General features: G+C 65.8%; 31 protein-coding genes. All 31 read right to left on the bottom strand.

Annotated features, from left to right (window positions below):
• Nucleotide 1 precedes the first annotated feature (1 nt).
• Nucleotides 2-736: a hypothetical protein gene (locus KTF55_RS01990; protein ID WP_217107470.1), complete on the bottom strand. Its 735-nt coding sequence runs from the start codon at nucleotides 734-736 to the stop codon at nucleotides 2-4.
• Nucleotides 733-1,143, bottom strand: a complete 411-nt coding sequence (locus KTF55_RS01995) for a hypothetical protein (protein ID WP_217107469.1) — start codon at nucleotides 1,141-1,143, stop codon at nucleotides 733-735. Before KTF55_RS01995 ends, KTF55_RS01990 begins: the two co-directional genes overlap by 4 nt.
• A gap of 9 nt (nucleotides 1,144-1,152) precedes the next feature.
• Nucleotides 1,153-4,788: a phage tail protein gene (locus KTF55_RS02000; protein WP_217107468.1), complete on the bottom strand. Its 3,636-nt coding sequence runs from the start codon at nucleotides 4,786-4,788 to the stop codon at nucleotides 1,153-1,155.
• 12 nt (nucleotides 4,789-4,800) lie between these two features.
• Nucleotides 4,801-5,499 (bottom strand): distal tail protein Dit, encoded by a 699-nt coding sequence (locus KTF55_RS02005; protein WP_217107467.1) that lies wholly within the window; start codon nucleotides 5,497-5,499, stop codon nucleotides 4,801-4,803.
• The gene (locus KTF55_RS02010) at nucleotides 5,496-7,967 is read right to left on the bottom strand and encodes a hypothetical protein (protein ID WP_217107466.1); all 2,472 of its coding nucleotides are present in this window, start codon (nucleotides 7,965-7,967) and stop codon (nucleotides 5,496-5,498) included. Before KTF55_RS02010 ends, KTF55_RS02005 begins: the two co-directional genes overlap by 4 nt.
• The gene (locus tag KTF55_RS02015; RefSeq protein ID WP_147356477.1) at nucleotides 7,957-8,154 is read right to left on the bottom strand and encodes a hypothetical protein; all 198 of its coding nucleotides are present in this window, start codon (nucleotides 8,152-8,154) and stop codon (nucleotides 7,957-7,959) included. The genes KTF55_RS02010 and KTF55_RS02015 overlap by 11 nt, the downstream gene beginning before the upstream one ends.
• A gap of 152 nt (nucleotides 8,155-8,306) precedes the next feature.
• A complete protein-coding gene (locus KTF55_RS02020; RefSeq protein WP_217107465.1) occupies nucleotides 8,307-8,600 on the bottom strand; it encodes a hypothetical protein in 294 nt (97 codons plus the stop codon).
• Entirely contained in the window at nucleotides 8,600-9,178 is a 579-nt protein-coding gene (locus tag KTF55_RS02025; RefSeq protein WP_217107464.1) for a hypothetical protein, read from the bottom strand. Before KTF55_RS02025 ends, KTF55_RS02020 begins: the two co-directional genes overlap by 1 nt.
• Nucleotides 9,179-9,187: 9 nt before the next feature.
• Nucleotides 9,188-9,529, bottom strand: a complete 342-nt coding sequence (locus KTF55_RS02030; RefSeq protein ID WP_118205772.1) for a hypothetical protein — start codon at nucleotides 9,527-9,529, stop codon at nucleotides 9,188-9,190.
• Entirely contained in the window at nucleotides 9,529-9,819 is a 291-nt protein-coding gene (locus KTF55_RS02035) for a hypothetical protein (protein ID WP_217107463.1), read from the bottom strand. Before KTF55_RS02035 ends, KTF55_RS02030 begins: the two co-directional genes overlap by 1 nt.
• The gene (locus tag KTF55_RS02040) at nucleotides 9,812-10,153 is read right to left on the bottom strand and encodes a hypothetical protein (protein WP_217107462.1); all 342 of its coding nucleotides are present in this window, start codon (nucleotides 10,151-10,153) and stop codon (nucleotides 9,812-9,814) included. Before KTF55_RS02040 ends, KTF55_RS02035 begins: the two co-directional genes overlap by 8 nt.
• Complete coding sequence (locus KTF55_RS02045; RefSeq protein WP_217107461.1) at nucleotides 10,150-10,545, bottom strand: Gp19/Gp15/Gp42 family protein; 396 nt, start codon at nucleotides 10,543-10,545, stop codon at nucleotides 10,150-10,152. The genes KTF55_RS02040 and KTF55_RS02045 overlap by 4 nt, the downstream gene beginning before the upstream one ends.
• A 2-nt stretch (nucleotides 10,546-10,547) precedes the next feature.
• A complete protein-coding gene (locus tag KTF55_RS02050) occupies nucleotides 10,548-10,745 on the bottom strand; it encodes a hypothetical protein (protein WP_217107460.1) in 198 nt (65 codons plus the stop codon).
• A gap of 11 nt (nucleotides 10,746-10,756) precedes the next feature.
• The gene (locus KTF55_RS02055) at nucleotides 10,757-11,644 is read right to left on the bottom strand and encodes a phage major capsid protein (RefSeq protein ID WP_217107459.1); all 888 of its coding nucleotides are present in this window, start codon (nucleotides 11,642-11,644) and stop codon (nucleotides 10,757-10,759) included.
• A 25-nt stretch (nucleotides 11,645-11,669) separates the two neighbouring features.
• Nucleotides 11,670-12,146, bottom strand: coding sequence for a hypothetical protein (locus KTF55_RS02060; RefSeq protein ID WP_217107458.1), 477 nt, complete (start codon nucleotides 12,144-12,146; stop codon nucleotides 11,670-11,672).
• A 230-nt stretch (nucleotides 12,147-12,376) separates the two neighbouring features.
• Complete coding sequence (locus KTF55_RS02065) at nucleotides 12,377-13,648, bottom strand: hypothetical protein (RefSeq protein WP_217107457.1); 1,272 nt, start codon at nucleotides 13,646-13,648, stop codon at nucleotides 12,377-12,379.
• Nucleotides 13,629-15,047 (bottom strand): phage portal protein, encoded by a 1,419-nt coding sequence (locus KTF55_RS02070; protein ID WP_217107456.1) that lies wholly within the window; start codon nucleotides 15,045-15,047, stop codon nucleotides 13,629-13,631. Before KTF55_RS02070 ends, KTF55_RS02065 begins: the two co-directional genes overlap by 20 nt.
• On the bottom strand, nucleotides 15,047-16,468 hold the full coding sequence (locus KTF55_RS02075) for a terminase large subunit (RefSeq protein ID WP_217107455.1): 1,422 nt from the start codon (nucleotides 16,466-16,468) through the stop codon (nucleotides 15,047-15,049). Before KTF55_RS02075 ends, KTF55_RS02070 begins: the two co-directional genes overlap by 1 nt.
• Nucleotides 16,468-16,890: a P27 family phage terminase small subunit gene (locus KTF55_RS02080; protein WP_217107454.1), complete on the bottom strand. Its 423-nt coding sequence runs from the start codon at nucleotides 16,888-16,890 to the stop codon at nucleotides 16,468-16,470. Before KTF55_RS02080 ends, KTF55_RS02075 begins: the two co-directional genes overlap by 1 nt.
• A 256-nt stretch (nucleotides 16,891-17,146) precedes the next feature.
• The gene (locus tag KTF55_RS02085) at nucleotides 17,147-17,428 is read right to left on the bottom strand and encodes an HNH endonuclease (RefSeq protein WP_118205783.1); all 282 of its coding nucleotides are present in this window, start codon (nucleotides 17,426-17,428) and stop codon (nucleotides 17,147-17,149) included.
• The gene (locus KTF55_RS02090) at nucleotides 17,425-17,625 is read right to left on the bottom strand and encodes a hypothetical protein (RefSeq protein ID WP_217107453.1); all 201 of its coding nucleotides are present in this window, start codon (nucleotides 17,623-17,625) and stop codon (nucleotides 17,425-17,427) included. Before KTF55_RS02090 ends, KTF55_RS02085 begins: the two co-directional genes overlap by 4 nt.
• Complete coding sequence (locus tag KTF55_RS10030; RefSeq protein WP_256441494.1) at nucleotides 17,622-17,744, bottom strand: hypothetical protein; 123 nt, start codon at nucleotides 17,742-17,744, stop codon at nucleotides 17,622-17,624. Before KTF55_RS10030 ends, KTF55_RS02090 begins: the two co-directional genes overlap by 4 nt.
• Before the next feature lie 115 nt (nucleotides 17,745-17,859).
• On the bottom strand, nucleotides 17,860-18,144 hold the full coding sequence (locus KTF55_RS02095) for a hypothetical protein (RefSeq protein ID WP_161160825.1): 285 nt from the start codon (nucleotides 18,142-18,144) through the stop codon (nucleotides 17,860-17,862).
• Nucleotides 18,128-18,316, bottom strand: a complete 189-nt coding sequence (locus KTF55_RS02100; protein WP_217107452.1) for a hypothetical protein — start codon at nucleotides 18,314-18,316, stop codon at nucleotides 18,128-18,130. The genes KTF55_RS02095 and KTF55_RS02100 overlap by 17 nt, the downstream gene beginning before the upstream one ends.
• A complete protein-coding gene (locus KTF55_RS02105; RefSeq protein WP_195234077.1) occupies nucleotides 18,313-18,534 on the bottom strand; it encodes a helix-turn-helix transcriptional regulator in 222 nt (73 codons plus the stop codon). The genes KTF55_RS02100 and KTF55_RS02105 overlap by 4 nt, the downstream gene beginning before the upstream one ends.
• The gene (locus tag KTF55_RS02110; protein WP_217107451.1) at nucleotides 18,534-18,800 is read right to left on the bottom strand and encodes a hypothetical protein; all 267 of its coding nucleotides are present in this window, start codon (nucleotides 18,798-18,800) and stop codon (nucleotides 18,534-18,536) included. The genes KTF55_RS02105 and KTF55_RS02110 overlap by 1 nt, the downstream gene beginning before the upstream one ends.
• Entirely contained in the window at nucleotides 18,793-19,137 is a 345-nt protein-coding gene (locus tag KTF55_RS02115; RefSeq protein WP_195234072.1) for a hypothetical protein, read from the bottom strand. The genes KTF55_RS02110 and KTF55_RS02115 overlap by 8 nt, the downstream gene beginning before the upstream one ends.
• Nucleotides 19,130-19,405 carry a hypothetical protein gene (locus KTF55_RS02120; RefSeq protein ID WP_195234070.1) on the bottom strand — a complete coding sequence of 92 codons (276 nt, stop codon included), beginning with the start codon at nucleotides 19,403-19,405 and terminating at the stop codon, nucleotides 19,130-19,132. Before KTF55_RS02120 ends, KTF55_RS02115 begins: the two co-directional genes overlap by 8 nt.
• Nucleotides 19,392-19,760, bottom strand: coding sequence for a hypothetical protein (locus tag KTF55_RS02125; RefSeq protein ID WP_161160819.1), 369 nt, complete (start codon nucleotides 19,758-19,760; stop codon nucleotides 19,392-19,394). Before KTF55_RS02125 ends, KTF55_RS02120 begins: the two co-directional genes overlap by 14 nt.
• Entirely contained in the window at nucleotides 19,753-19,953 is a 201-nt protein-coding gene (locus KTF55_RS02130; protein WP_147356478.1) for a hypothetical protein, read from the bottom strand. The genes KTF55_RS02125 and KTF55_RS02130 overlap by 8 nt, the downstream gene beginning before the upstream one ends.
• Nucleotides 19,940-20,449, bottom strand: coding sequence for a hypothetical protein (locus KTF55_RS02135; RefSeq protein WP_217107450.1), 510 nt, complete (start codon nucleotides 20,447-20,449; stop codon nucleotides 19,940-19,942). Before KTF55_RS02135 ends, KTF55_RS02130 begins: the two co-directional genes overlap by 14 nt.
• Nucleotides 20,450-20,451 lie beyond the last annotated feature (2 nt).

The raw sequence follows: 20,451 nt of genomic DNA on the forward strand, positions 1-20,451 counted from the left end.
CTTAGGAAAGGGTTACCGTGCCGCCCGATACCGAGCACGTGCTGCCGAACGTCACCGTGTCCCCGGATACCGACGCCTTGCCGGCAGGGCAGTAGACCGTGCCGTCCATGTAGATGAACTTGTCTGTCGCGTCGGCGAGCATCGTCGCGAGCTGGCCGTTCTGGCGGCGCAGCTCGGCGATGTCGGACTCGCCGGCGGCGCCTTGCGCCGCCGCGTTCGCGATCTGCAATGCCGCGCTTGCCGCCGCATCGGCCCTCGACGCCGCACCGCTAGCGGCGGATGCCGCATCGAACGCGGATTGACCGAGCCGAGATAGTTCAGTGCTCCACTTCCTGTAGAGCTCGTCGAGCTCCTGGTCGTAGCTGACGGCAGGCCCTGTTGTCCCGTCCACATTTCCCAGGATGACGAGCGCGAAGTCCTCGGTAGTCTCGGAGGCCCCGTTGGCGTAGAACTCGAAGTAGGCCAGGCGGCATTTGCCGGTGCCGTTGACGGCCTCCGGCGCCAGCGTGGCGCTCACCGAGGCCGTGCCCACGGTCGCCGCGCAGCGAGCCCACGTGCCGTCGGCGTGGAGCACGCACAGGCGCGCGGACTGGTATGCCGGGCTGTAGGCGGCGCCGTCCGTGGTGAGTGTCGCGGTCACCCGCTGGGTCTGGGTCTCGCCCCGGCGCACGGTGACGCGCTGCGGGACGGTGCCCGGGCGCTTGCGCATGTCGAGCGCTATAGCATGTGTGATCATTCCTTGGCCTCCAACGCCTTGAGCGCGGCGAGCGCGGCCCTGAAGGCCTCGACCGGGTCGACGGCCTCGGCTCCCTCCCCCGTCTCGTCGGCCGTGACCGGCTGCGGGTCGACGATGGCCGAGAGCGCATCGAAGCACGCCACCGTGGCCGCCGTGCGCTTGTCGACGTAGGGCGGGAGTACCACCGCGACGCCGTTGATTGCCGGATTGGGCTCCTTGACGTCCTTCGCGTCGACGACCTCGCGCCTTCCGTCCTCGTGCTCGGCTATGACGATCATGCCGCCCTCCTGCGCCTTTGCGAGCAGGTCGGTGTCGTAGTCCGAGACGTACCCCTCGCAGTTGCCGATCGGGTCGTGCAGCAGGTAGGCGACGATGCGGTTCGTCGCCTTCTCCATCTCATCGGTCATTTCTTCCTCCTATCCCAAGTTGCGTATGCAGATTCCGTTGATGAACTCAGTCTCCATCGACACGAGGTTCGCGGTATCCCACCCTTCACCCGGTGGGTAGGTGAAGCCGACCGGGTAGTACTTCCCGGTCGAGCCGTGGAATGTGGTCACCGACGTGTCGCTCGTGGCCCTGACGGAGATTTTCGGGGAGCTGATGCGAACCGAGCCTTCCGCCTGGAGCTGGAGGCCGTATCTCGTCGTTCCGTCGGACTTGTCGTACATGGACGACGAGAAGTCGATGTAGCCGACCCGCGAGGTGGACGAGGCCCCGCCTTTCGTGCGGTACCCCTCCATCTGACCGACGTTGTTCAGCTTCGTGTAGTACGAGCTCCCACCGCACGAGAAGGTGCCGCTCGCCGTGATGTTCTTCGCGGTCATGTAGTTGGTGTTCAGCACGCCCTCCTTGAGGTTCCACGAGCTGCGGCCCTTGGCGTCCGCGATGGTGCCGGTGGCCATGTACGAGGCGTTGATGTACACCCTGTCGTTCTGCATGTAGATGCCCTGCTCGGTGCCGCCTTTTGTCAGGCGGTCGAAGAGGGCCTTCTGGTCCATCTGCTCGTCGTAGGCGCTCAGGATGCCGTCGGCGTAGTCCGACGCGTTCTTCTGCTCGATGGCGTGGCGCGCCCCGGTCGCGGCATCGGCGTAGTCCTTCACGGCGGTCGAGTAGGCGCCGTAGGCCGCGTCGTACTCGTACATGGCGTCCTTGAGCTCCTCGGCGGTCTTGCACATGAGCACCTTGTCGACCTTGTCGGTGTAGGCGCCGTACGTGCCGCCCTCATCGGTCGTGCCGAAGGCCTTGGTGTAGCGGGGGCCGAGGACGGACGAGAGGAACTGCGCGCTGAGCGCCTTGTTGGACTTCAGAGCGTTGTATTGGCTCGTGAGCTCCTCGCGCTCCTTGTCCACGTCCTGCTTGGCCTTCTTGACCGCCGCCGCCTCGGCCTCGGTCACAACGCCGTCCCTTGCGAGGTCCTGCACCGTCGTGTCGAGGCCATTGAGCGAGCCCGTGAGGTCGTGCGCGCTCTGGTAGGCCTTGTTGTACGCGGCCTCCAGCACCGGCGCCGTGTGGGTGACGCTGCCGTCGCCGTAGGTGACGCGCTCCATCGACCAGACGAAGTATCCGTTCGACCATTGCGGGAGGTCCTCGGACCATCCCAGCTCTGGGTTCTGCGCATTAATCGGCGGCACGCTGTCCGATTGATTCTTGGCGTAGAGCTTCACGCGCGCCGCGATGGCGCTGCCGGCCATCTGGTTGCTGCCGTTGATGGCCTTGGCGAGGCACGGCGCGGTGTAGGTGGTCGAGCCGTCCGTCCACGCGACCTTGCTTCGCGTCCAGATGTACTTGCCCTTACTCCACGCAGGCTGCGCCTCCGACCAGCTGCCGCCGGACTGCGCCGTGGAGCTCGTTGACAGGTAGTACTGCTCCACGATGCCGCTCACGCCGGTACCCGTCTCGCCCTTAATCTTCGACCAGGTGTAGGCAGACGGGTCTGTCGGGTCTTTAACGTTAAGGTCGACGCACTGGCCGATATAGGTCTTGCCAGCGCCGTAGGAGACGCTGAAGCCCTGCTTGCCGTCCGCATTGGTCGCATAGGCGATGTGCAGGTAGTAGGTCTTGCCGTCGGTACCGTTCTTGCCGGGGACGCCGTCCTCGCCGTCGGCACCCTTAATGAGCGACCACTGGTACTTCGCCGGATCGGTCGAGTCGGCCTTGACGCTGTCGACGTAGGTGCCGAGGTAAGTCTTTCCGGAGCCGTAGGAGGTGCTGAATCCCTGCCTGCCGTCGGCGCTCGTGGCGTATGCACGATGGAAATAAGTCGACACGCCGTCCTTTCCTGCAGGACCGCGCGCGCCGTCCTTGCCGTCGGCACCGTTCGCGCCGTCAACGCCGTCACGACCACTGATGCATACGGGCTCGCTGTACTCGATGTCGCCCGACTGCATGGTGGTCTTTGTGCGCGTCCAGATGTATTTTCCTGAAACCCATTGAGGAGCGGTGGTCTGCCAACCGCTCTGCGGCTCGGTGACGCGCGATGCGCCCTGGGCGTACTCCACATCCACCGACGCGATCACGGCATCGGCGACGGCGATGTCCTTGCCGTCGAGCTTGGCGCCGGGGCCTAGATGGACTTCGCTCTCGTCGAGGTTCCAGTAGTTCTTGCCGCTCCTGTCCTGGATGGTGCCGGCCTTGATCAGGTCGCCCATGAGCGTGCCGACCGTGATGAGGTCGGCGGTGAAGCCCGCGCCGGTGCCGAAGGTGCGCCAGTCCCACGAGCCGTCGGCCTTGCAGCCGGAGGCGATGCGGAAGCCCTGGGAGCACAGCTGCATGGCGCTGCCCTTGCCCGTGGTCGAGCGGCCGTTTGCGTCCATGGGCACGGATGCGTAGATTGTCCCCTGCTCGAAGCTGGTGAAGGTGTAGCTGCTGCCGGACATGTTGAACTGTGTGTTCATCGCGTCCATGACCTGCTGGAGGTACGACGGCGGCGTCGATGCCGCCACGTCCCAGCTGGACGAGCGCTTCGACAGGCTGGACACTTTCTGCTGCTGCGCCAGCAACATGTCCGTGATTGTCTCGGTCACGTTCCCGAGCGTCACGCGCATGGAGCCGCCCAGCTCGTCGGTGACGAGCTTGGTCACGCGGCCCTCGCAGCGCAGCGCCGGGCTGAAGCACGTGTCGACGATCTGGACGTCGTCGCCCACGGCGACGCCCTCCCACTCGCGCCCGAACTGCACGAGGTCGACGGCGTCGGCCTCGTAGGTCATTCCCGGCTCCTTATGGGAGTCGAGATATGCGCGGGTCTCGGCGAGCAGGGTCGCCGCGTCCTCGCAGTTCGAGTTCTCATACTGCCCGAAGACGTGGGCGTGACCGCCCCTGCCGTCGGGTCGACCGTAGAGCTTGAGCGCGGTCGCGTCCTCCACGTAGTTCTTGCCGTTGTTGATTTCGCCGAAGGTCAGCTTGCGGCCGTAGCCGCCAGTATCCGTCTCAATTCCCTTGCCGTAGCCGTAGCAGGCTGTTATCGCGCCGTAGTGCTCGGTGCGCGAGACTGACGCGAGGTCCTTGGTGTAGGTGAATCTGCGGTGACCGCCCTTCGCGCCGCGATGCGAGCGGATGCCCACCTTGCGAGAGGACACCTTGCCGCCGGATACCGCGATCTCCGTCTCCAGCTCGCCGCCGCACTCCAGGATGGACTTGAGCGACTCGCGTGAGTTGGTATGGTAGAAGGTCAGGCCCTTGTCGACGGTACCGGGCTGGTCGACAGTTCCGGCGGTCCAGCGGGTCGGCTCCAGGCAGACGTTCAGCGCCTGGAGGAAGCCGTAGCCGTAGGGCCTCTTGTCCTCGATGTAGTCGCCGTACGTCTCGCAGATGGAGTTGATCGCTGTGTCCGTGTAGACCGTATCGCCTCCGGCGTGGAGGCCCTTGGGGTCTTGGCAGACGTGCTCGTGGACCTCTCCGAGGCGGTCGGCCCACACGAGGCGGTAGCCCTGCTTGAGCGCGAAGGTCGTGGCGATGTCCACGCTGTCCTCGCCGTTGAGCTCGTCGGTATGGGTGAGGGCGAGCAGCTCATCGGGGCCGATTGTCGATACATAGGCGTCCTGCCACGTGTACACGTCAATTCGCACCTAGAGCCACCTCTCCTCCCATTCGAGCGTCGCGGTGCCGCCGCTCGTCTTGATCAGCTGCACGCCGTCGAGCGAGAAGAAGTCGCTCGCGACGGTCACGGGCCAGTCCGCGCCGTTGACTGTGCAGCGCTCGGCGCGCATGTCCAGCACGACGGTCTGTGCGCCCGTGAACGACGCCTCGACGCGGACGAACTGCCCGGTCGAGACGTTGGTGATTGTCCAGCTCGAGCCTGCCGGTGGCTTGCACGTGACCGTAGGGTAGGCCCTGTAGTTGCCCCCGGCGGCGACGGCGCGCTGGGATGCCGACACCTGCTCGGAGCGCCGCTGCCCGTAGGCGGCGGGGTCTGCACAGTAGAACCCGAGCGTGAGATTCGGCATGTGCGCGTTGCGCCCCTGCTCCGCCCCTCCCCTGTAGCGCGCGAGCATGTAGCGCTCGGGAGCGTCGTCGAGCACGAGGGCCTTCTCGCCGCCGGACAGCGCCGAGGCGAGCACGGCCCTTGCCTCGGCGACCTCGTCGAGGGAGCCGCCGACGATGTTGCAGTCGACCGCTATCTCGACGGGCTCGAGGCCCGTGGCGCGGACGTGTGTGCCGTCCATGCCGGGGACCTCGGTCTCATCGAGCCGCACCTTGGGGACAATCGGTCTCGTGACCTTGGTCACCAGCAGGTACGGCGTTAGGTCGATTCCGCCGAATATCATGCGAACCCCCTTGCGGCGAGCGTGTGCCTGCCGCGCATCGCGATGGCGGAGGAGACGCGCTCCGAGTCGATGTACAGGTTTCCGTCCTTGTCCCGGATCTGCTCGAGGACGGACAGGATGCCGGCGAGGGCGTCGTCGGAATCCTCCTCGGGACGCGCCGGAGTGTAGACAGCGGACGGCGCGACGGTCAGGCCCGTCGAGAGCATCCCCTGCGCGGTGTCCATGGCGCCGCTGATGGCGGAGACCACGGTGCCGGTGCCGGAGCCGATGCCCTGCGCCCAGCCCTGCATGAGGGCCTTGCCCGAGAAGGTCGTGTAGCCGTGCCCGGAGAAGGGGCCGACCTTTGCCGGCGAGAACGGGAAGAAGGAGCGGATTCTTGAGACTGCACCTGAGACCGCTGAGGTCACCGAGCCGATAGCGGACATGATGCCGTCCTTCAGGCCGTTGAGTATCGACTTGCCGGAGTTGAAGAGCCAGTTGCGCGCACCCGAGAAGAACCCGGTGATCTTGCCCTTGATGCTCGTGACGGTCCTGTAGACGGAGTTGATTCCGTTGGACGCCGCGCTCTTGATGCCCTCCCAGATGGACGAGCAGGCGCTCTTGATGCTCCCCCACATGCTCGACCACGTGGAGCTGATGCTGTTGAGCACGGAGCTGATCACGCCGCTGACCTGATTTATCGCCGAGTTGACGGCGAACTTGATGCGTCCCCAGACCACCTCGGCGAAGTCGCGGACGGTGTCCCACACGCTCGACCAAATCGAGCTGATTCCATCGAGCGTTGACGTTATCACGGACTCGACGACCCCGATGGCCGCTCGAACGGCGAACTCAATCTGAGACCAGACGAGCTCGGCTACCGATTTGATGGTGTTCCAGACCGTGTCCCAGTCGCCGCTTATCGCGGCGGTCACCGTGGAGATGACTGTCTGCACCACGGCCATCGCGACCTGGACGGCAGTAGAGATTGCGTCCATCACGCCAGTCAGGACAGCGGAGATCACCGGCCAGACCGCGTTCCAGACGGCGGAGATGATGCCCATCGCCACCTGAATCGCGCCCTGGATGAGCGGCATCGCCGCCAGCACGGCGGACAGCACGGACTGCACGGCGGGCATGGCGATGGCGACGAGCTGCGAGACGGTCGTCATTACGTCCGCGATAACACCGACCAGGAAGCCGATGACCGGCGACAGCGCCTGCACGATGCCGAGCACCACCTGTATGCCGGTGGAAAGCACCGGCAGCACGGCCTGCGCGATGTTGAGCAGCGCCGTGCCGATTGGCGCGATGAGCGGCGCGATGAACCCGATTGCCGCCTTGATGCCGTTACCGACGGACGTGGCCACGCCGAGGATGGCCTGAAGCGCCGAGCAGATCTGCGAGGAGTCCACCTTCGGCAGCTTGATCCCGATGCCGGCGAGCGCCCCGACGGCGATGTTCCACGCCGTGGCGAGCGCCTCGGACACGATGGGCGTGAGCACCGACGCGATGCCGGAGAGCGCCGCGGGGAGCGCCTTGATGATGCCCTGCCCGATCTGCGCAACGCGCGGCGCGATGTTCTTGGCGACCGCGCCGACGGACGTGAGCAGCTGCTCGGTGAGCTGCGAGAAGTCCACGTCGTCTCGGCCCAGACCGGTGAGGAAGTTCTCCCATGATGCCTTGGCCATGCCGATGGAGCCGGAGATGGTCGTCGCGGCCTCCTTGGAGGTCGTGCCGGTGATGCCCATCTCGGACTGCACGGTGTGGATGGCCTCGACCACGTCGGCGTAGCTGTCGATGGTGAGGTCGGCGGTCTTGCCCTGCGCCGCGCGCAGCTTGTTGGCGTCCGCGATGAGTCGCTCCATCTCGGACTTCGTGCCGCCGTAGCCCAGCTTCAGGTTGTCCAGCATCGTGTAGTTTTGCTTGGCAAAACCTTGGTAGGCGTTCTGGACGTCGGCCATGTCCGAGCCCATCTTGTTGACGTTGTCCGCCATGTCGCCCATCGCCGTGTTGGCGGACTCGGCGGCCTTCGCCACGTCGCCGCCGCACGAGCTCACGAGCGATGCGGCGAAGCTGGTCGCCTGGGTCATGTATTGGTTTGCGCTCATGCCGCACGTCTTGTACGCATCCGCGGCGTATCCCTGCAGTTTGCCGGACGCGGAGCCGAAGAGCGTATCGACGCCACCGACCAGCTGCTCGTAGTCGGCGTATGCGGATACCGCAGCGCCGCCGATTGCGGTCACCGCCGTGGTGAGCGCGCCCATGCCAGCCGCGGCGACGGTGCCCACGCCCCTTGCGACGGTGCCGAGCCCGCTCAGCAGCCCGCCCGAGCGCTTGACCCCGCCGTCCACGCCGGAGGCCATCGAGTCGCCGAATGACTTTCCGGCCTTGGAGCCCGTGTCGCCGAACTCCGAGCAGATGCTGCCGGCGAAGCCCTTCATGGACGGCATGAGCGTGATGCATGCCGAGCCTACGCTAGTCGCCATCCCGTCCTCCTAATCCTAAAATCTCGTCGATTTCCGCCCTGTTCGCGAGGGCGTTGCGCTGGTGCCTCTTGAGCTCCGCGAGCTGCCCGGGCGTCTTGAGCGGCTGCGGTTCCTGCGGCGGCCGGTGCTTCTTGTCGCTCAGCCCCCACGCGAGGCTCCTGAGCTGGTGCTCGATGCGCCAGAGCATGTACGTCTCCTCGCTCCACTTGAGCTCCGGGTACATGCGGCACGCGCACCTCGACTCCTCCGGCAGCTGCTCCCACAGGAGGGCGGCGCGCCGGAGGTCGTCCGGTCCGCCCTCGAGCGGGAGGTCGATGCCGTAGTACTGGCGGAAATCCGCTACGACTTCTGCACGGTGCCCTTCGAGCTCGAGGACGAATCCTGGGAGTTTTTTGCCTTCGCCGCCTCGAATGCGGCCTGCATGAGCACGCCCGTGGACTCGACGGAGCCGCCGAGGCGCTCCATGTACTCCTCGTCGCGGCCCGCGAAGACGCGCTCGAAGGCCTCGAACATCCCGCCCGGCTCGGTCTCGCTCTTGGCGAACTGCTTGTTCGTCTTGTAGCTGAGCAGCTCGTCGAGGTCGGCGGTGAACTCGCCGTCGATACCGGGGATGGTGAACGTGAGCTCGGTCATTACTTGCCCTCCGAGGTCTCGGTGGACTGGATGTAGTCGTAGCAGGTGTTGCCGGCATCGTCGGTGAGGTACTTGACCGTGAGGGCGCGCGCGGCGAGCTCGCCCACGGCGAGGGTGAGGTCGTCCAGCTCGGAGGACTGGGCGAGCGGCACGACCTTGCGCCAGCGGCGGCCGTCCTTGAGCACGAGCTCGAGCACGGCGGGCCATGTCTCAGTGGAGTCGCCGTTGTGCTTGACGGTGATCATGCCGGCCTCGTCCTTGACGTTGCCGGAGCCGTACATGACCTTGAGGGTCACGGCCTTGATCTCGGCGAGCGTGAGCTGCGCGCTCTCGACGCGGGAGGTCTGCGGCGACGCCATGAGGTCGCCGTTCATGTCCTTGATGTCCTCGGAGTCGCTGTCGAGCGTCTCGACGTAGCCGTCCTCGCTGATGTAGCCGAGGCATTTCCACGCCTCGGGCAGCGCGGTCCTGTAGTCGGTCGGCAGCGCCGTTTCGGCGGGCGCGGTGAAGATGTAGCCGCCCTTTACTCCCTTGGCGCTGGAGACGTTGGCGACGTTGTTCTTGTTGCTTTCTGCCATGATTGCTCCTTATTCGCAGATGGTCAGGTTGATGTTCGTCTGGTATCTGGGAGTCCCCGTGTCAGGGTCGTCCCATCGGTACGTGCCGTCGGGAACGGCCGAGAACACGTTCGGCTCGTCCTCGATGGCGGCGCACGCCCGCTCGACGGCCTCGGCGATTTCGCGTGCGCGCCTGCGGGTCTTCGCCCACGACGTGGCGAGCACTCGCGGGGACTGGATGAACCGTGTCGCGCTCGTGGCGGCAAGGGTGACCTGGACGAACTCATCCGGTCTCTCGCGCGGCACGTCGGGCACGCACTTGATTCCGGTCGCGTCCATGAGTCGCTTGGCGACCACCCTCTCGATGTCCATCAGTCACCTCCGAATGCCGATTGCAGTCGGTTATGCCTGCGCTCGCTCACGTTGGCGTGTTTGCTGTCCGTGTAGACGACGCGGCCTCTCGCAAGCGAGCCGCCTATGGTCGCGGTGCTGTAACCGCTCTCGCCGTACTTCGGCGTGAACGTGGAGTTGCATGCGGCAGCGGCGGCGTTGGCCTTCTCGGTGAGCATGGCCTGCACGCCCCCACCGTTCATGACCTCGGCGTATCCGCCGCGGTTCCAGCCCCTCCACTTGATCTTGACCTCGCACTTCGCCTTAGCCATCGGTTCGGGTCACCTCGCAGGTGAGGTCCCAGGGACCGGGAGAATTGGCCGCGGTGTATCGCTTGGGGTCGCCGACCACCTTGTAGTCGGTGCCGCGCACCGTGACCGTCGCGTCCTTGAGGTCAACGTCCGCGCCCTTCGGGAAGCAGAGCGTGTAGGCGACCGTCACGCCGTTCGGGCGCGTCGAGTCGAGGTCGGCGGTCGCGCCGGGGCACACCACGACGTTGTCGACCGCCTCCTCGGACACCGTCTCGCCGGTAGGCTCGCCAAGCTCGTCGAATGACTGGGCTGCATTACGCACGGTCACGGTCTCGCCGGAGATGAGGCACATCATTCGGTCACCCCTCCCCTCTCCAGCGGCGTGAGCGACCCGAGCGCCTGACCGGTGAGGCCGAGGCGCCTGAGGTCGCTCTTGCCTAGGTACATCTCGCCGAGCGCCGAGCCGTAGGTCACCGATGCGGTGTAGATTCCGGCCCCCTGGCTGTACTGCGTGGCGCCGGCCATCGCGGACGGTGCCGAGAGCACGCGGTTGACGAGCAGGCAGCACACGGCGGGGGCGGCGCGGTCGAACGCCGGGCACGCCCCCTCGGCGTACTCGCCGATTCGGTCCTCGAATGCCGCGAGCAACAGGTCGGATGCGTCCTGCAGCAGCGCCTCGGTGCGCGCCGAGTCCGCGGGCTCGCCGTAGCGGGCCTTGTAGTCGTCCACGCTGGCGAGCGCGGCCATGGCTACTCGGCCTCCATGATCCCGGCGTCGATGAGGGCCTGCACGACCTTCGCGACGGTCGGACTGGCGCCGGGGTTGGCGACCTTCTTGGGCAGCACGAGCGGCTTGCCGTCGGGGGACACGAGCGCAACGTGCTGCGGGAGGATGCTGGACGCCTTGCCCGCGTCCTCCACGATGAACTTCTGGACTAGATGAGCCATCTCGGTACCCCCTAGGCGCTCTTGAGGACGGCGAAGGCCTTCGGGTCGAGTACCGCGTATGCAAGGACGGCCTCGGTGCGGTAGGCGATCTGGTTGTAGCCCTTCAGGTCTTGACCGGTGTTGTCGGGGTCGCCGTACTCGATGACCTCGGCGGTGATGTCGCGGACCATGCCCCACTTGATGGCGGAGAAGTCGCCCATGATCGCGGAGACCTTGGTCGGGGTCTTGGCGAGACGGCCGTTCACGGTGCCGGACACGGAGGCGGGGATGCCGTCGAGGTTGCCCACGTTGAGGGACAGCGGCACCTCGGGGTACAGGCGCTGTCCGGTGGCCGGGACGCGCAGCTTGCGCAGCTCGGAGGCGAACTGGCGGCTCATGGCGATGCCGTTGATGCCGTAGTCGAGCAGGGCGTCGGAGAGGGAGTCGATGTCGTCGACCGGGGAGTCGGTCTTGGCGACGCTGTGGACGTCCTTGTCAGCGGTCAGGGCGGTGTAGCCGCTGAGGGCGAGGCCCGTCTTGGGGTTGATGGCGTGGTAGATGATGTAGTCGAGCGCGCGGCCCGCGGCGGCGGTCTGGTCGGCGATGATGTTGGAGATGATCTCCAGCTGGTTGTCCTCGTCGGCCCACTTCAGCTCGTCGGAGACGCGCGTGGTCGTGACGATCTTGGCGCGCTTTGCGACCACGGGGTCGGTGGAGATCTCGGAGCCGGACTTCTTGCCGCCCTCGGCGACGACCTCGGCCTCTGCGGTCGGGTTGAACACGAGATAGGTCGTGTCGGCGAACTTCTGCGGCGTGCTGGGGCTCAGCGTGGCGATGGTGGAGGTGTCCTTCACCTTGCCGATGATGGTGGAGACCACGCTGGACGGCAGCTTGATTTTCTGGGTGTCGTTTGCAGCCATTTCTGTGCCTTTCTTCGGGTTTGGCTTACTTCAGGAGGCGCTTGGCGAAGTCTCGCAGCGCCTCGTCCCCGCCCTTGCCGCCCTTGTCGAAGCTGCCGGGCTTCTCCACTCGCGGCGCGGGCTTTGTCTTGAATGCGGCGAGCATCTTGTCGCACCATGCGGCCATGCTCTCCTCGTCCTCGCCGACGATGAGGTCCGCGGGGACTCCCTTCTCCTGCGCGACCTTGGCGGCGGTCTTGGCTCGCGCCTCGGCCTTCTCCTTGGCGTCCAGGCGCTTCTCGAGCTCCGCGACCTTCTCGTCGGCGGTCTTCTTCGCTTGGTTGGCCTCGTCGAGTGCGCTCGCCGCGCCCTTGTTGGCCTTGGCCTGCTTCTCCCACTTGCGGGAGTGCGCCTTCTCGGCCTCGTAGAGCGCCTTGTAGTCGGGCTCCTTGCCCCCGGTCGGCTCCGTACCGCCCGTGGGCTCCGTACCGCCCGTGGGCTCCGTGTTGTTCTCTTCTGCCATGTCGCGTCCTTTCCCGGACCGTGCGGCCCGTCGGGCCAGCCGTGCGGCCGAACCCCTTAGATGTGCGTTTCGGGCCGTGCGGCCCTGTCGCGCGGCAGTGTCCTACGGGCGTGAGATTTGGCCTGTTTGACGTTTTTCGGCATGAAAAAAGCCGCCCGTGGGCGGCCATGCGGTATGATGAGGTCAGGCGGAAGCTGTTTGACTCACCTATTGAGACATGCAGCTCCCGCCTATTTTTTTATCGTTTGGAGCGATCCGTCGTGCCCCAGCATCCGCACTTCAGAGATTCCGTACCTCTTCATGTACTTGCGTATCCACGCTTCGGCTTGGCTGTCGGTGACAGACTTGTTCTCGCTGACGTCGAAGACGACAAACCGCACTCCGCTCTTGTTGGCCACGGACTTCATGTGCGACTTGAACGTGTTCTCCGATTTCGACGTGTACACGGTCTTGATTTCGATGCCCGTGGACAGGTCGGCGCGGCTTACGGTCGTTTTTCCCTGTGCGTTCTCGCTCTTCAGGTGCACCTCGTCTTCCCAGAACTCGGTCTTGTAGCCCAGAGTCGCCAGCTTCTCTGCGGTTCTCCTCTCTCCGGGGTCTACCCTCCATCTCTTCACCTTGTCGCGTCTCACCGCATCGTCCGTGAACGTTATGCCCTTATGCTCGCCGCCGGCGTACCAAGACGGGTCGCGCAGCTCTATCTCGGATGCGACGCGGTTGTTGAGGTAGGCGGTGTACGCCTTCCCCTCCTTGTTGCCGTGGCGCCTCACGAGCGCTTCGCGTTCGTCCTCCGGCATTGCGTACCAATCGGAGGCGATGCCGTCGCGGCCTCCGAGCGCGGCCAGGCAGTCGTTATACCTCTCGTACATCCCGTCAGGGTCGTACCCCTTGACCGTCGTCACCCCGTCGAAGCCGGGAACGATTCGGCAGTCGCAGTGCGCGTGCGAGTGCTCGGCCGCCTCCTCGGTCTTGGCGTAGAAGCCGAACGACGCGAGCATGAGGCAGAACCCGCACGTCTCGCCTCGGGGAACGCGGGCGTACCACGGCTTCGCCGGGTCTTTGCGCGCGTTGTGGGCGACGCACCTGTTGGCGGCACGCCTGATCTCCTCGTCGACCCTCGTGACGCACCGCGAGACGAACACCTCGGGGGCGCCCTCGACGACCTTGCCGATGAAATACCTCACCGCGCCGAGCGTGGCGTCCGGGTCTCGCATGGACTCGGCGACCGCCCGATACTTCCCGGGGAAGCCCTGCGACGCCCTGACCGCGTCGTAGTATTCGGCTGCCCTGGCGGCGGCGCACGTGTCGGCGTAGTACCCGAGCACCGCCTCGATCGTCTCGTACGCCCTCTCGCGGAGAGCGGCGACATCGCCGCCACCGCCGCGCTCCCAGCTCGATAGCAGGGACTCGAGCGCCGGCCTCACCTTCGCCTGGGCGTCTGCCGAAAGCGCGTTCACCTCATCGGTCAGCTCGTCCAGCAGGCTAGTCGGCACCGCCGCCATTCTCGCCCTCCTTCGGCTCGAACAGCGATGCGATAGCCGCGCTCGCCTGCGCCTTCTTGGCATCCGACTCGATGCGCTGGATCTGCTCGTCCGTGTAGTCGAGCATCTCGTAGGCCACCGTGGAGTTGGCGAGCTTCGGGAGCGCCTGCACCTGCTTGAGCAGCGCGTCGGACAGGCTCACCGTGGACGGGTACGCCGGGCTGAGGAATCGCGGGTTGATCTCATGCCCTGCGTCGCGCTCGGTCGCGAAGTCGGTGCCGTTCGCCACTGCGAGGGCCATGTAGGCCACGTTGCGCAGCGCCGTGCCGTTGTCGCGGTTGAGGTTCTTGGCGTCGATGACCAGGGGCTCCAGGGACGCGGCGATAGCGTCCGAGGAGGACGGGTTGTCGTTGGACACGCCGAAGAAGCTCACCGGCACGTTGGTCACGGCCGACATCTGGCAGGCGAGTTGGCGCAGGTACTCTGTGAGCGGGGCCATCTGGAGCTGCGCGGACTGCCAGACCGTGGGCTTGTCGCCGTCGGGGTCTTTGGTGATCTCGTTGACCGCGCCCATCGAGGCGTCGTACTTGTTGCCGTCGTTGAGCATCTTCTTATAGGTGCCCAAGAGCCAAGTCTGCGGCAGGGTCGCGGCCTCGGCGGCGACCTCCATGCGGGCGCGCTGCCGGATGGCGTCGTCGGTGATGCTCATGACGGAGCGGCTGATGCGCGAGGTGCCGAAGGGGCGCTCGAGCGTCGCGCCGTGTGCCATCGGCTCCATGAGGCAGCGTCCCATCGAGTGCTCGCGGTACTCGGCTACCCACGAGCCGCCGTCGCGCGTGAGCACCACGAGGCTGTCGTCGGTGAGCAGGTGCACCACGGTCGGCACGCGCTCGGCGTCGCCGGGCATCTTCTTGGACTCAGCCACGACGAGGCCCGCCCTGATGGCCTTGCGAGCGTCGTCCCAGAGCGCCGCCGCCGCGGTGGCGGGGTACGCCGAGATGACCGGGTAGCCGCCGCCGTCCGTCACGGTCCAGAAGCCGCAGCAGTGCTTCAGCTCGCCGATGAGGTTCTTGCGGTAGAGGCGCTCCAGCTGGTTCGACTCGCAGATGGCGCGGAGGGCCTTGCTCGTCTGCTCGTCCGCGCACGTGTAACCGTTGAAGATGGAGCGGTCGGCGAGTGCATGCACGGCCTTGCGGGGCCAGTCCACGCGTGGGTTGATCTTCTTGGCGAGGCTCGCCGGCATGGCGATGCCGAGGTCCTTCACCGACACGTGACCGAGGTAGTAGTCCTCGCGCTCGAGGTTGCTCGTTCTGTGCTCGCGCCAAACGGTCATGAGCTCGCGGACGAGCGCCGCGTCCCCCGGCTCCAAGCCTGCGGCGGATGCTACCTGCCCCGCCAGTTCCATGTTCACTGCTGCCATCAGAAGCTGGCCTCCTGTTCCCTTCGCGGGTCTCGTTTCGTTGTTCTAGCCGCCCAGAGGGCGAGCGATGCGGACTCGATGGGGGCTGCGATGGAGTCGGGGCCGTCCGCGAAGCCCCAGCCGTCCCTGCCGATGTCGCGCTTGAGCGACTTGCGCGCCGAGTCGTCGAGAGCCGGCGACTCGATGTGCGAGAGCGTGCCCGAGTCGACCTCGTCTTTGAGCATCGACGCCGCAGCCTGCACGATTGCCGGGGTTCCCATCTCGAGTGCGCACTTGCTGAAGCCGCCGTCGAGCATTCGCCGCTTGAGCGCGTCCGCTCCGGACTTGCCGTCGATGCAGACGCACGCGATCTCGTCTCGGTTGCGCAGGAGCATGTCCGAGATCGCGACCGTTCCGCCCGAAGCGCCCATCACGTCGTACAGCTCGACGTAGGACGGTCCGTCCCTGTCGGCGAGCGCCCAGGACACCGCGGCGCGGGAGCCGTCCACGGAGAACTTCACGCCGAAGGCGAGCTTTCCGTCAGTGGGCGCTGAGTCGCGCCGGCACCCGTCCCACTTCTTGGAGGACAGGGCGTAGAGGAGCGAGCCTCCCGTCTTCGCCCACCATCCGAGTCGCTCGCGCGCGAACACGTCAGGCTGCATCTGCTCGGACTCGCCCTTGACTGCCTCGTAGTTGAGCACGGTGCCCATGGACGGGTTGTACTCGTACCAGCGGGACTCGTCGTGGACGTCGCCTATCTCGTCCGCGCCCCACTCTATCCACGCCATCTCGGACTCGCCGCCGTGCACGCCGTCGTGGAGGTCGCGGAACACCGTGCCGACGTTGTCGGGGCCTGGCGGCGTTCCGAGGTAGATGGTCTGCGGGTTGTGCGTGGCGCTGGCGGAGATGGCGGGCAGCGATGCCGCCTGCTGCTTCTCGGTCAGCTCCTGCGCCTCGTCGTAGATGAGCACGTCGTAGGTCTTGCCTCGCGCGAGCGAGTCGGTGCGCGTCGTGAAGCGGATGAGGCCGCCGTTCCTGAGCCTGATGGCCTGCTGGCCGTTGGTCTTGCGCACGGCGAGCAGCAGGTCGTGCAGCTCCTCGTTGTCCTCGTCCTCGAATGGCTGGGACAGCTCCTGGAACATCTGGTCGGAGGTGTCGCCGTGCTGGCAGGTGTACAGGATCTTCTCGCCGTTGAGCGCGCCGTAGAAGCACCTTGCGCGCACGACCCAGCTCTTTCCGTTCTGGCGCGGGACGGAGATGCCCAGCGTGCGCAGCAGGTACTTGTCGCGCGCGTCGCGGGCCAGCATCGCGTCGAGCAGGTACGGCTGCCACGGGAGCGGGTCGCCGAAGTACGCGGTCGCGAGCTCGCAGGCCATCTCGCCGTCGCCGCTGAGATCCTCCGGGACGTTAGCCTCGTATGTCGGCGTCTGCCTGGGCTCCATCAGGCGCCCGCCGCCTTGGCCTTGCGCTCGCGGTCGGCGAACATGAGGCTCAGCACCCTAGCGCCATCGCTCTGCGGACGCGCCTGCTGCACCTGGATGGGCACCGCCTTGCGCGACAGCCCGAGCAGCTCGTTGAGCGCGCGTATCTCGGCGGTCGCCTGCTTGAGCACGGACACGGCGGGGTGCGGGCGCTCCATGATGGCGTGCCTGCCGTTCTTCGCCTTGACGGGCTTGTAGCCGACGGGGTCGAGCACCTTCACGGACTTGCCCTTGCTCATGGCATCCTCCGCGGCCTTCGCCACGGCGTGCCAGTAGCACAGCAGTGCGAGGTTCGGCGCGTCCTCGTCGGAGAAGCGCCCCGATGCGGTGACGCTCGCCCAGATCTGCGATTGATAGTCGTCGGATGCGACCGATTCCGGCATCTCCGGCATCACGGCCTCCTTTCTCGTGCCCGCATTGTGCGATGCGGGTGAGATTCGCGGCCTACCCCCGCCCTGGGGCCATGGGGCGGGGGGAAATCGGTACTGGCAGCGTTGGGTGTCCGTGCACCCCCGGGGAGGGGCGATGCCCCCGCCATCTGCGGCTCAGCGCCCCAGAAAAGCAGTGAGGCGCAGCCGAGCAAACGACCGCGCCTCCAATTAGGCTTTTCAGCCTCGCCTATTCAGTTGTCCATAACGTTCAGAACAGCCTCGTGCGCCTTATCTCGACGGGCCTCGCGTCGCCCGGCATGTGCTTGCCCTTCCTCTGGTTGCAGATGCGGTGCGCCGCGTCGAGGTTCGCGTAGTCCAGCACCGCGCCGCCCCTCGCCCTCGGCACCACGTGGTCGGCCTCGAAGCTCCACGGCGTGCCGGGCGGCAGGCTGTAGTCTATGGGCTGTCCGCATATGTGGCACGGCCTGCCCTCGGCGCGGAGCCTCGCCTTGAGCTTGCGCTCGGCGTTGCCGTTGGAGCTCCACGTCATGCCAGGCGCTTCCTCACGAGGTAGTCCTTCTTCACCGACAGGGTCGGGGTCTCGTCGGTGCTTCCTATCTTGATGGTGAGCGTTATGGGCGGCAGCACGAACCTCTCGTCGATGTCCCCCGCCACGTCTTCCGCCATGGACTCCAGCAGGGCCGCGGCGTCGCGGAGCTGCCGCGCCACCCTCTCGCCCGCACTCATGCGACCAGCCCCACGACCAGCTGCATGCACCACAGCACTGCGGCGACGCACAGCAACACGAGCACCGTCATGATGAGGCACCCGATGAGCCTGCCGATCAGCCTTCCAATCTCGTCCATTCAATCCTCCAATCCCACCCGCACGCCATGCGCACGAGAACGGTCAGAACCACGACGAGCGCCCATGCGGACCTCGCCGCCCACGCCAGCAGCGCGGTGAGCGCCGCCAGCGGCATCAGCCACAGAACATGGCGCACGCTTCCTCCTGCATGTCCCTCATGTGGTCCGCTATCCACGGGAGCGCCCAATAGGCGACGTCGCCCGGCTCCGCGTCCGCCCCGTCGAACTTCTCCCGGAAGGCGTCGTCGAACTCCACCTCGCAGATGCCGTAGTCGCAGCAGCACTCGTACATCTTGATGCACTCGGCGCAAGTGGGCTTGCCCTCGCCGAAGTGCCTGTCGATTGCCGCGCCGGTGCATCCGTCCGGGAGGTTGTAGCCCGGATCACAGCTTGCCCCCAAGGCGGATCACCTCCTCGCGGTACATCTCGTACCGTTCGATGAACCTGTGCGGGTTCTCCGCGATGACGTCGAGAACCTCAACGAGCGCCATCTTGCCCAAGGGGCGCTCGCCGTCCGTGAGCTCGCTGTCAGGCACGTCGATGATGTGGCGCTCGATTATCTCGAATCTCATCTCTCCACCTTCTTCCTCACGATGTCGCGCGGGTCTTCGCCCATCGCCTCCGCCAGATTGAGCAGCAGGTTCATCTTCACTTCCCTGCCGTTGCTGATGGCATGGCTCAGGCTGCTGAGGTTCACCCCGGCGGCGCGCGCCAGCTGCTTCAGCGGGACGTGGTTGTCGATGCGCCAATGGGCGATCTTGTCGGCGTCCAGAACGTACTCGGTCGCCATCACCTGCACCTCCCCTCGCGCTTGAGCGTCTCCACGTTGCGGCGGGACCTCTTGAGCGCGCGAATCCGGGCGCGCCTCCATTTCGGGTCGAGCCTCTTGCAGAGCGCCCTCGCCTCGCGCCTCACGCCGCGCAGCACGGGCACGAGGGCCTCGTTGAAGCTCGCCACCGCGTTGGCCATGATGGCGGCCGCGGCCCTCGCGGCGGGGCCATCCGGTCTCCGCAGGTCGACGGACGGCGACGGCGCCGGCCTCATCTCGTCAGCCATGCCGCACCTTCCTCCCGCACTGCGGGCAATAGTTCCAGACGCCGCTCACGCGGTAGTGCTCCTCGTCCTCGACCTTGCAGCCGCAGACCGAGCACAGGAAGCCGTTGTCGCACGAGTCCTGGACGCTCCCGTCGTAGACGTTCTCGCACTCGCCGCGGTCGACGAGGTCGGCGAGATAGTCGAATACGTTGCCCTCCGTATAGCCGACGCACTCGAGCACGCGCTCGAAGATGTCGAATATGAACGGCTCGAGGACGGTCCTCGGCAGGCTGTTGAAGAAGCCCCTCGACCCGCGCAGGCTCGCCGCCGCCTCGCGGCGCTGCTCGTCGCTAATCATCAGTCAAATCCTCCCCACACCACGGGCAATACCGTGGGACAGTCTCGAACTCGGTCCAGCTCGTGATGTACGTGTCGTCATGCTCGTAATGCACGACGCCGAAGACGAGGTCGCACCTAGGGCAGTGGACGGCGTCGACTGGGTCGACGTCCCCTATCGCGACCATCTCGTTGGTGTAGACCAGCTTGCGCGGCTTCCACTTCTGGTGCGACGGGGTCGCACCGCACGTCGGGCAATCGACCGGCCTTGCGAACTTAATACGCTTCATCTTCCACCACCACCGCCCCGCAGACCGGGCATGAGTACCAGTCGACTGGGAACGCCTCGGAGGTCACGACGAGCACACCGTCCGGCCTGTCGCCGGGCACCAGCACGCGGCACCCGCACTCTGAGCACTTGAATGATTCCTTGGTGTAGTCGGCGACGTTGTGACATGTCGGACGGTCGATTAGGTCTGCAAGGGCCGCGTACGTCTCGTTCTCAACCTCGTGAATGAACTTGCCGTCCACCTCGACGCCGATTGAGTTTGCAATCACGTCGAGTGAATCAACGTGGCGGTATGCCCCGGTCGATGCTTCGCGCAACTCAGCCACCGCTCGCTTGCGCTCCTCGTCGTTAATCATCGTCTCCCCCTTCCGGGTCAATGAGATCAGCGAGCTTATCGAGGACAACATCGAAGTCATGGTAGTCCTCGAAGCCGACCACCACCTCGGCAAGCTCGTCGAAGAACTGCTCCTTGTACTGGATGGAGTGGCCGATGGTCAGGTGTCGCAGGTTCTCAGCCATCTCGCGTCGCTCTTCGCTAGTGAATGTCATCGAAACCAGCTCCAAACATACAGTCGTAGTCGCACTCCCAGGTCTCTCCGTCGCGGCTCATGGTCGCCCCGTACCTCGGAGTACCGCCGGTATCGTCGCCCCAGAAGCGGAAGTACCATCCAAGGAAGTCGAACTCCTCGTCGTACTCGTCTGCGGCGTACCTCGTGTCGCCGTACTCCTCGTAACCGTCCCACCCGAACTTGCGGGAAAGGTCATCGAACGTGTATATGGTCGGCTTGTCCTCGCCGTCCTCCCACTCGTAGACCTCCGGCCAACCCTGCTTGTAGCACCCGACGCGGACATTGCCGTCGCCCATGACTCCATGGTGCGAGAACTCGAACCACTCGAATCCGTCATGGTGCTTCATGATGTTCGCGTACACGCGGAGTCCAGTAGGCAGGGAACCCTCGTCGGTGTCGTATACGCCTACGTCCTCCTTGTCGGTTCTGCGCTCGCCGTTGAGGTACACGAACGCGCCGTAGTCGCTGTATGCCATGG

It is taken from the genome of Collinsella sp. MSK.8.10, assembly GCF_019041915.1.
GTDB lineage: Bacteria > Actinomycetota > Coriobacteriia > Coriobacteriales > Coriobacteriaceae > Collinsella.